The sequence below is a fragment of the Neisseria sp. HMSC074B07 genome (assembly GCF_001810355.1).
Lineage (GTDB): Bacteria > Pseudomonadota > Gammaproteobacteria > Burkholderiales > Neisseriaceae > Neisseria.
In genome coordinates this window covers 1-398 of record NZ_KV800957.1, presented here as the reverse complement: position 1 = coordinate 398, position 398 = coordinate 1, and the positions used below count along the sequence as shown (strand labels likewise).

Sequence of the window (398 nt, the reverse complement as noted above, 5' to 3'; positions counted from 1 at the left end):
TGAACCTGATGCAGACGGTTTTTCTCGGCAGTCCGCATATCCACCAGCTGGTTGCGGCGGTTGACCAATGCTTCCAACACTTCCTCCGCTTCGGTGGGCGGTTGGTAGAGCATGGTTTGCCAATCTTCTTTCTGCGTCATCATCTGTGCGAAGAAGGCGAGCATTTGGGCATCTTTGGCATCGGTTTTGGTCAGCGACTGCGATTGGGCAAACTGATGCGTCTGACGCGGGTTGGCGATGATCACGGCTATGCCTGCGCGGTGGATGGCTTTGGCGGCGGGAATTTCGAGACCGCCGGTGCTTTCCATGACGACGAGGGCGACGTTGTGTTTTTTAAGGTATTCGATAGTATGGGCGATACCTTTGGGGTTGTTGGTTTCGGTTTTGGTTTTGGTTTT

The 398-nt window shown here is 53.8% G+C and carries 1 protein-coding gene; it reads right to left on the bottom strand.

The window, feature by feature from the left end; translation table 11 throughout:
- Nucleotides 1–398, bottom strand: a 398-nt coding sequence (locus HMPREF2726_RS08820; protein WP_148132500.1) for an IS110 family transposase, incomplete at both ends; no start/stop codon positions are given.